Origin of the sequence: Stenotrophomonas sp. S39, from assembly GCF_016624665.1 — a bacterium.
In the GTDB taxonomy this organism is placed as follows: Bacteria; Pseudomonadota; Gammaproteobacteria; order Xanthomonadales; family Xanthomonadaceae; genus Stenotrophomonas.
The window spans coordinates 1-6,877 of sequence record NZ_JACVTT010000149.1 but is presented as its reverse complement, the minus strand read 5'-3'; the positions used below and the strand labels follow the sequence as shown (position 1 = coordinate 6,877).

6 protein-coding genes are annotated in these 6,877 nt (G+C 67.3%); 5 read left to right on the top strand and 1 reads right to left on the bottom strand.

The features are described from left to right. The first annotated feature begins 226 nt into the window (after positions 1–226). From IAE41_RS21410 to IAE41_RS21390, 5 genes are all read left to right on the top strand, one after another. A complete protein-coding gene (locus tag IAE41_RS21410) occupies positions 227–1,411 on the top strand; it encodes a phosphoglycerate kinase (protein ID WP_200734482.1) in 1,185 nt (394 codons plus the stop codon). Next, the gene (locus tag IAE41_RS21405; protein WP_200734481.1) at positions 1,408–2,076 is read left to right on the top strand and encodes an HAD hydrolase-like protein; all 669 of its coding nucleotides are present in this window, start codon (positions 1,408–1,410) and stop codon (positions 2,074–2,076) included. The genes IAE41_RS21410 and IAE41_RS21405 overlap by 4 nt, the downstream gene beginning before the upstream one ends. 150 nt (positions 2,077–2,226) lie before the next feature. Further along, entirely contained in the window at positions 2,227–3,693 is a 1,467-nt protein-coding gene (gene pyk / locus IAE41_RS21400; RefSeq protein ID WP_108747271.1) for a pyruvate kinase, read from the top strand. A gap of 185 nt (positions 3,694–3,878) precedes the next feature. Beyond that, complete coding sequence (locus tag IAE41_RS21395; RefSeq protein WP_200734480.1) at positions 3,879–4,883, top strand: class I fructose-bisphosphate aldolase; 1,005 nt, start codon at positions 3,879–3,881, stop codon at positions 4,881–4,883. Positions 4,884–5,019: 136 nt separating this feature from the next. Continuing rightward, positions 5,020–6,057 carry an ABC transporter substrate-binding protein gene (locus IAE41_RS21390; RefSeq protein WP_200734479.1) on the top strand — a complete coding sequence of 346 codons (1,038 nt, stop codon included), beginning with the start codon at positions 5,020–5,022 and terminating at the stop codon, positions 6,055–6,057. Between the two features lie 48 nt (positions 6,058–6,105). On the opposite strand, the gene IAE41_RS21385 is transcribed toward IAE41_RS21390, so the two are convergent. Beyond that, a complete protein-coding gene (locus IAE41_RS21385; RefSeq protein WP_200734478.1) occupies positions 6,106–6,702 on the bottom strand; it encodes an O-acetyl-ADP-ribose deacetylase in 597 nt (198 codons plus the stop codon). Positions 6,703–6,877 lie beyond the last annotated feature (175 nt).

Genomic DNA, 6,877 nt, shown 5'->3' with positions numbered 1-6,877 from the left:
GGATCAGGTGTCCAACTCCCGGGGGTCACTTCAGGGATGGGTTCACGGCGTGTCCCGCCCACCCACACCGCCCTGGCCCCACACAGACAACCCAGAGCCGACCATGCGGGCTGTTGCTGTTGCTGTTGCTGTTGCCGTACGCCTCTGCCTGCCGCAGGCATCGCCACCCGATACAATGCCCGTCTGCCGTACACCGGCATCCCGTCCCCGAGCCAAAGAGTTGCCCATGTCCATCGTCCGCATGACCGACCTCGACCTCTCCGGCAAGCGCGTGCTGATCCGCCAGGATCTGAACGTGCCGATCGAGAATGGCCGCATCACTTCCGAACAGCGCATCACCGCTTCACTGCCGACGCTCAAGCGCGCGCTGGAGCAGGGTGCCGCCGTGATGGTCACCTCGCACCTGGGCCGCCCGAAGGAAGGCGTGTGGACCGAAGCCGACTCGCTGGCACCGGTCGCTGCGCGCCTGTCCGAGCTGCTCGGCCGCGAGGTTCCGCTGGTGCGTGACTGGGTCGACGGCGTCGACGGCGTCGACGTGCAGCCGGGCCAGCTGGTGCTGCTGGAAAACTGCCGCATGAACGTCGGCGAGGGCAAGGATGACGAAGCCCTGTCCAAGCAGTACGCCGCGCTCTGCGACGTGTTCGTGATGGATGCCTTCGGTACCGCGCACCGCGCCCAGGCCTCCACCCACGGCGTCATCCGCTTCGCCCCGGTCGCCGCCGGTGGCCCGCTGCTGATGGCCGAGCTGGACGCGCTGGCCAAGGCGCTGGATGCACCGGCCAAGCCGCTGCTGGCCATCGTCGCCGGCAGCAAGGTCAGCACCAAGCTGGAACTGCTGGCCAACCTGGTCGGCAAGGTCGACCAGCTGATCGTCGGTGGCGGCATCGCCAACACCTTCATCGCCGCCGCCGGCTACAACGTGGGCAAGTCGCTGTACGAACCGGACCTGCTGGATACCGCGAAGAAGATCGTGGCCGATGCGCAGGCACGTGGCGCGGCCATTCCGCTGCCGGTGGACGTGGTCACCGCCAAGCAGTTCCTGCCCGATGCCGCCGCCGAAGTGAAGGCCGTCGACGCCGTGGCCGAGGATGACCTGATCCTGGACATCGGCCCGCAGACCGCCGCGCAGTACGCGCAGCTGATCGAGAAGGCCGGCACCGTGGTCTGGAACGGCCCGGTCGGCGTGTTCGAATTCGAAGCCTTCAGCAAGGGCACCGAAGCGCTGGCCCGTGCCATTGCCAGCTCCAGGGCGTTCTCCATTGCCGGTGGCGGTGACACCCTGGCGGCCGTCGACAAGTTCGACATCGCCGGTGATGTCAGCTACATCTCCACCGGTGGCGGCGCGTTCCTGGAATTCCTGGAAGGCAAGACCCTGCCGGCCGTGGCTGCGCTGGCCGCCCGCGGCGCATGAGCGTCGCGCTGCAGGCCGGCGGGGAAGCGCGTGCAACGCTCTTCTTCGACATGGACGGCACGCTGATCGATTCGGAAGTGGGCATTACCACCTGCATCGCCTATGCGCTGCAGAAGATGGGCCACCCGGTGCCGCCGCAGGAAACCCTGCAGGGCTGGATCGGGCCGTCGCTGCGCACCACCTTCACCCCGCTGTTCGGCGACGAGGTGCGGGTGGAGGAGGCGGTGGCCTACTACCGCGAGCGTTTCGACGTGGAGGGCTGGCGTGAGCACACCCTCTACCCGGACATCGAGTCGACCGTTCGCGCGCTGCATGGCCGTGGCCACCGCCTGGCCGTGGTCACCGCCAAGAACGAACCGCACGCGCGGCGCATCGTCGAGCACCTGCCATTCGGCGGCCTGTTCGATGATGTGATCGGTTCAACACCGGACGGCTCGCGCAGCAGCAAGGCGCAGCTGGTGGGCGAGGCGCTGCAGCGCCTGCAGCTGCAGCCGGCGCAGTGCTGGATGATCGGCGACCGCCGCATGGACATCGAAGGCGCGCGTCACCACGGCCTGCGCAACGTGGGCGTGCTGTGGGGCTTCGGTGGCGAAGCCGAGCTGATCGAGGCCGGTGCCGACCACCTGGCACGCGAGCCGGCGCAGCTGCTGGCCCTGCTGGGCTGACCTTTGGCGCTCCTGGTCGCCGGCCCGCGTATGTCTGGAACATGTCCGTTCGATGTCCCGCAGAGTCAGGCGCCCCAAGGCTGTAACCGCATACATGGGGCGTGAAGGATGTGCTAATTTCCCACCTTTAACGGGAGAGGCCCATTCACCATGTTCGAGCGTCAGCGTCGCACCAAGATCCTAGCCACCCTCGGTCCGGCGACCGACCCGCCGGGCGTGCTGGAGGATCTGTTCCGCGCCGGCGTGAACGTGGTGCGCCTCAACTTCAGCCACGGTGATCCGTCCGGCCAGGCCAAGCGTGCCGCCGACGTCCGTGCCGCCGCAGCCCGCGTGGGCGTGGAAGTGGGCATCCTGGCCGACCTGCCGGGCCCGAAGATCCGCATCGAGCGCTTTGCCGAAGGCAAGGTGTACCTGAAGGCCGGTGACCGCTTCGACCTGATCGCCAGCGACAACGCCGGCCCGGGCGATGCCAGCCAGGTGGGCGTGAGCTACCTCGGCCTGCCGCAGGACGTGGGCCCGGGCGATGTCCTGCTGCTCGACGATGGCCTGATGCAGCTGCAGGTGGTTGAAGTGCAGGGCGACCGCATCATCAACACCGTGCTCAACGATGGCGCGCTGTCCGACCGCAAGGGCCTGAACAAGCAGGGCGGTGGCCTGTCGCTGGGCGCGCTGACCGAGCGCGACAAGGAACTGATCGGCATCGTCGCCAAGATCGGCGTCGACTTCATCGCCGTGTCCTTCTGCCGCAACGCGCAGGACATGAACGATGCCCGCCAGATCGCCGAATCGCACGGCTGCTACGCCGCGCTGGTGTCCAAGATCGAGCGCACCGAAGCCATCGAGAACCTGGAAGAAATCGTCGAAGCCAGTGACGTGGTGATGGTGGCCCGTGGCGACCTCGGCGTGGAAATCGGCGATGCCGAACTGCCGGGCCTGCAGAAGAAGATCATCAAGGCCTCGCTGGCGCAGAACAAGGTGGTGATCACCGCCACGCAGATGCTGCAGTCGATGGTGGAAAGCCCGATCCCGACCCGCGCCGAAGTGCTGGACGTGGCCAACTCGGTCATCGATGGCACCGATGCAGTGATGCTGTCGGCCGAAACCGCCGCCGGTGCCTACCCGGTGAAGGCGGTCGAAGCGATGGCGCGCATCTGCCTGGGCGCCGAGCGCCAGTTCCAGACCGAAACCGACTTCAACGCCTCGCCGCGCAACCTGGAACGTGCCGACCAGGCCATCGCCATGGCCACCATGTTCCTGTCGCAGCACGTGGGCGTGCGTGCCATCGTGGCGATGACCGAATCCGGTGGTACCGCCCGTTACCTGTCGCGCTTCCGCGCCAAGGCACCGGTGTTCGCGGTGACCCGCCATGACGGCGCCCGCCGCCAGATGGCACTGATGCGCGATGTGTACCCGATCAACTTCGACAGCCGCGGCCTGACCCCGCGCGAAGCGGCACGCGGCAGCATCCGCCTGCTGGTGGAATCGGACCTGCTGCAGGCCGGTGACCGCGTCGTGTTCACCAGCGGCGAGCACATGGAAACCCTGGGTGCCACCAACACCCTGCGCCTGCTGGAAGTGGGCGAAGACGGCCGCGCCAGCGGCCTGGGCGATCTGTAAGCCCTGACGGTATCGGGTCGGCGCTGCCGATCCAGGGTCGGATCCCCGCAGGGGCTCCGACCCCATGCCGCAGGACACCGTTTGTCCTGCGCAGACATGGAAGCGTTTCCATCCTGTCCTCCACGGCGAGGCAACGGGCAGCGGGGCTATACTTACGTTTTTCCCGCACCCGCCACAGGAAATACATGAGCATCGAACAGCTGGCTGAAACCGCCCAGGCCATGGTCGCCCCGGGCAAGGGCATCATCGCGATCGACGAATCCACCGCTACCATCGCCAAGCGTTTCGCAGGCGTCGGTATCGAGAACACCGAGGAGAACCGTCGTGCCTACCGCGAGCTGCTGCTGACCACGCCGAAGCTCAACGAGCACATTTCCGGCGCCATCCTGTACGACGAAACCATCCGCCAGTCGACCAAGGACGGCGTGCCGTTCGCCAAGTACATGGCAGATCACGGCATGATTCCGGGCATCAAGGTGGACAAGGGTGCACACCCGCTGGCCGGCTGCCCGGGCGAGCTGGTCACCGAAGGCCTCGACGGCCTGCGCGAGCGCCTGCAGGAGTACTACAAGCTGGGTGCGCGCTTCGCCAAGTGGCGTGCGGTCATCAACATCGGCGACAACACCCCGTCAGGCACCTGCATCGAGTCCAACGCCCACGCGCTGGCCCGTTATGCCGCCCTGTGCCAGGAATGCGGCCTGGTGCCGATGGTCGAGCCGGAAGTGATCATGGACGGCGACCACGACATCGAGACCTGCTACGAAGTCACCGAAGCCACCCTGCGTTCGCTGTTCGACGCGCTGTACCAGCAGAACGTGCTGCTGGAAGGCACCATCCTGAAGGCCTCGATGGTCATCTCCGGCAAGGGCTGCGATGAGCAGGCCGATGTCGAGGAAGTGGCCGAGTCGACCGTGATGTGTCTGAAGAGCACCGTGCCGGCGATCCTGCCGGGCGTGGTGTTCCTGTCCGGTGGCCAGAGCGACGAGCAGTCGACCGAGCACCTGAACGCGATGAACCAGCTGGGCAACCTGCCGTGGCCGCTGAGCTTCTCCTACGGCCGCGCCATGCAGCAGGCCGCGCTGAAGCTGTGGGCCAAGGACATGAAGGGCAACTACGCCGCTGCCCAGAAGACCGTGTACGAGCGTGCCAAGGACAACGGCCTGGCCGCGCTGGGCAAGTGGAACGGCTGAGCCGTCCCATTCCCTGCATGACGTGACACAGCAGCGCCGGCATCATGCCGGCGTCTGCTTTTGCGGGTATCGTTGCTGCTCCCCTGCGCAGGGCCTGTGCGCCAGGGATGTCCGCGAAAGGCCAGGGAGAGGTTCAATGCGTACCACCGCAATCGCGCTGGCCATCGCCACGGTGCTGTCCGTGGCAGGCTGCAACCGCTTCGGCCCGCCCGAGCCGTCGGGCCGGGTGCCGGTCCTGCAGTTCGACAAGCCCGTGTCCGGCGAGATCACCTCGCGCAGTGGCACGAACTTCAACGATGGCAGCCATCACCAGCTGTACCAGATCACCCTGCAGGACAAGCAGCGCGTCGGCATCACGCTGACCGGTACGCTGAGCGGCGCGATGACCGTCTTCCACGATGGCAAGGTGGTGGCCCGCAGCCGCGCCACCGATGAGGGCAGCAGCGTCGCGGTCGCCTTCCGGGCCGACGGCGGCGGCAGTTACCAGGTGGCCGTGAATGCCTCCGGGCCGGACACCTACGGTCCGTTCCGGCTGCGCGCTGAGCAACTCAAGCCCTACGACGGCAAGCCGATCATCAATACCGGGCATATCGCCGACCTGCTGCTGGAGACGTCACAGACGTACACCCTGCAGGTGGATGCCGCCGGCCTCTACACCATCGATCTGCGCTCGGACGTGTTCGACACGCTGCTGGCGCTGGAGGGCGAGGGCCAGGATGCCGAGAACGACGATGGCGGTGAAGGCAGCGATTCGCGCATCAGCCTGCTGCTGCAACCGGGACGCTATACGCTCAGCGTCAGTGCCCTGGATGACGAGGACAGCGGTGCGTTCACGCTGGACGTCCAGCGCAGCAAGGTGCCTGCCACGATCGTCGACCAGGACGGCACCCCGCTTCCAGCGTCGGGCAGTGTATTCACCGTGCTGGATGCTGACGGACGCCGGCGCTTCCTGCTGAGCCTGGACGCACCGGCGCGGGTGCAGGTGGATGCGCTGTCCAGCCAGGTCGATACCGTGCTGCGCGTGGTCGGCGGTGACATCGACATCGAAGACGATGATGGCGGCAGTGGCACCGACGCGCGCCTGCAGGAAACCCTGCCGGCCGGCCACTACACGGTGGATGTATCCAGCATCGGCGGCGATTCCGGCCTGGTGGAGCTGCGCATCCAGCGGTAGATCCACGCCACGCGTGGATGGCCTTTCATCCACCTGCGCTGCTGCACCTCAATGCGCGGCAGCGTACCCGGCATCACCCGCCGGCGGCAGCGGCAGGATGCGTTCGGCCTCCACCGCCTGGCCCGCCGCGGCCAGTGCCTGCTGGTAGGCCTTGGCCGTGGCCGTGTTGAACGCCACCAGCACGATACGCATCGGCTGCGCGTGGCTGCGCTGCCATGCCAGCGTTTCGGTCACTGCCACCTGCGCGGCCTGGTACAGCGGGTAGCCATAGACGCCGCAGCTGATGGCCGGGAACGCAATCGAGTGCACGCCCAGCGATTCGGCCAGCTGCAGTGATTTCCAGTAGCAGTTGGCCAGCAACGCCGGTTCATCGCGCTGGCCGTCATGCCAGACCGGGCCGACGGTGTGCAGCACATGCCGTGCGGGCAGTGCATAGGCGTCGGTGGCACGCACTTCGCCGGTCGGGCAGCGCACGCCCGGGCGCAGTTCCGGCAGGCGCTCGCATTCGGCCAGCAGCTCCGGCCCAGCCGCACGGTGGATCGCACCGTCCACACCGCCCCCGCCGAGCAGGGTTTCGTTGGCCGCGTTGACGATCGCATCCACCGCCAGGGTCGTGATGTCGCCCTGCCACACTTCGATCTTCATGCGTCCGTCTCCTGCCTGTTGTTGTTGCGCGCCGTGCCCGCGCTGGCTGCACCCACCGTAGTGGAGAGGGCATCCATGCTGCGTCATGACCGTCTCACGCGCTGCGATTACGGCTGAAGCGGGACCGGTAGCGGGGGGGGGGGGGGGGGGGGGGGGGGGGGGGGGGGGGGGGGGG

Excerpts from the sequence above, each read along its gene's own strand:
- IAE41_RS21395 (WP_200734480.1), top strand. The coding sequence starts at position 3,879 with ATGAGCATCGAACAGCTGGCTGAAACCGCCCAGGCCATGGTCGCCCCG.
- IAE41_RS21385 (WP_200734478.1), bottom strand. The coding sequence starts at position 6,702 with ATGAAGATCGAAGTGTGGCAGGGCGACATCACGACCCTGGCGGTGGAT.
- IAE41_RS21405 (WP_200734481.1), top strand. The coding sequence starts at position 1,408 with ATGAGCGTCGCGCTGCAGGCCGGCGGGGAAGCGCGTGCAACGCTCTTC.
- IAE41_RS21410 (WP_200734482.1), top strand. The coding sequence starts at position 227 with ATGTCCATCGTCCGCATGACCGACCTCGACCTCTCCGGCAAGCGCGTG.
- IAE41_RS21390 (WP_200734479.1), top strand. The coding sequence starts at position 5,020 with ATGCGTACCACCGCAATCGCGCTGGCCATCGCCACGGTGCTGTCCGTG.
- pyk (WP_108747271.1), top strand. The coding sequence starts at position 2,227 with ATGTTCGAGCGTCAGCGTCGCACCAAGATCCTAGCCACCCTCGGTCCG.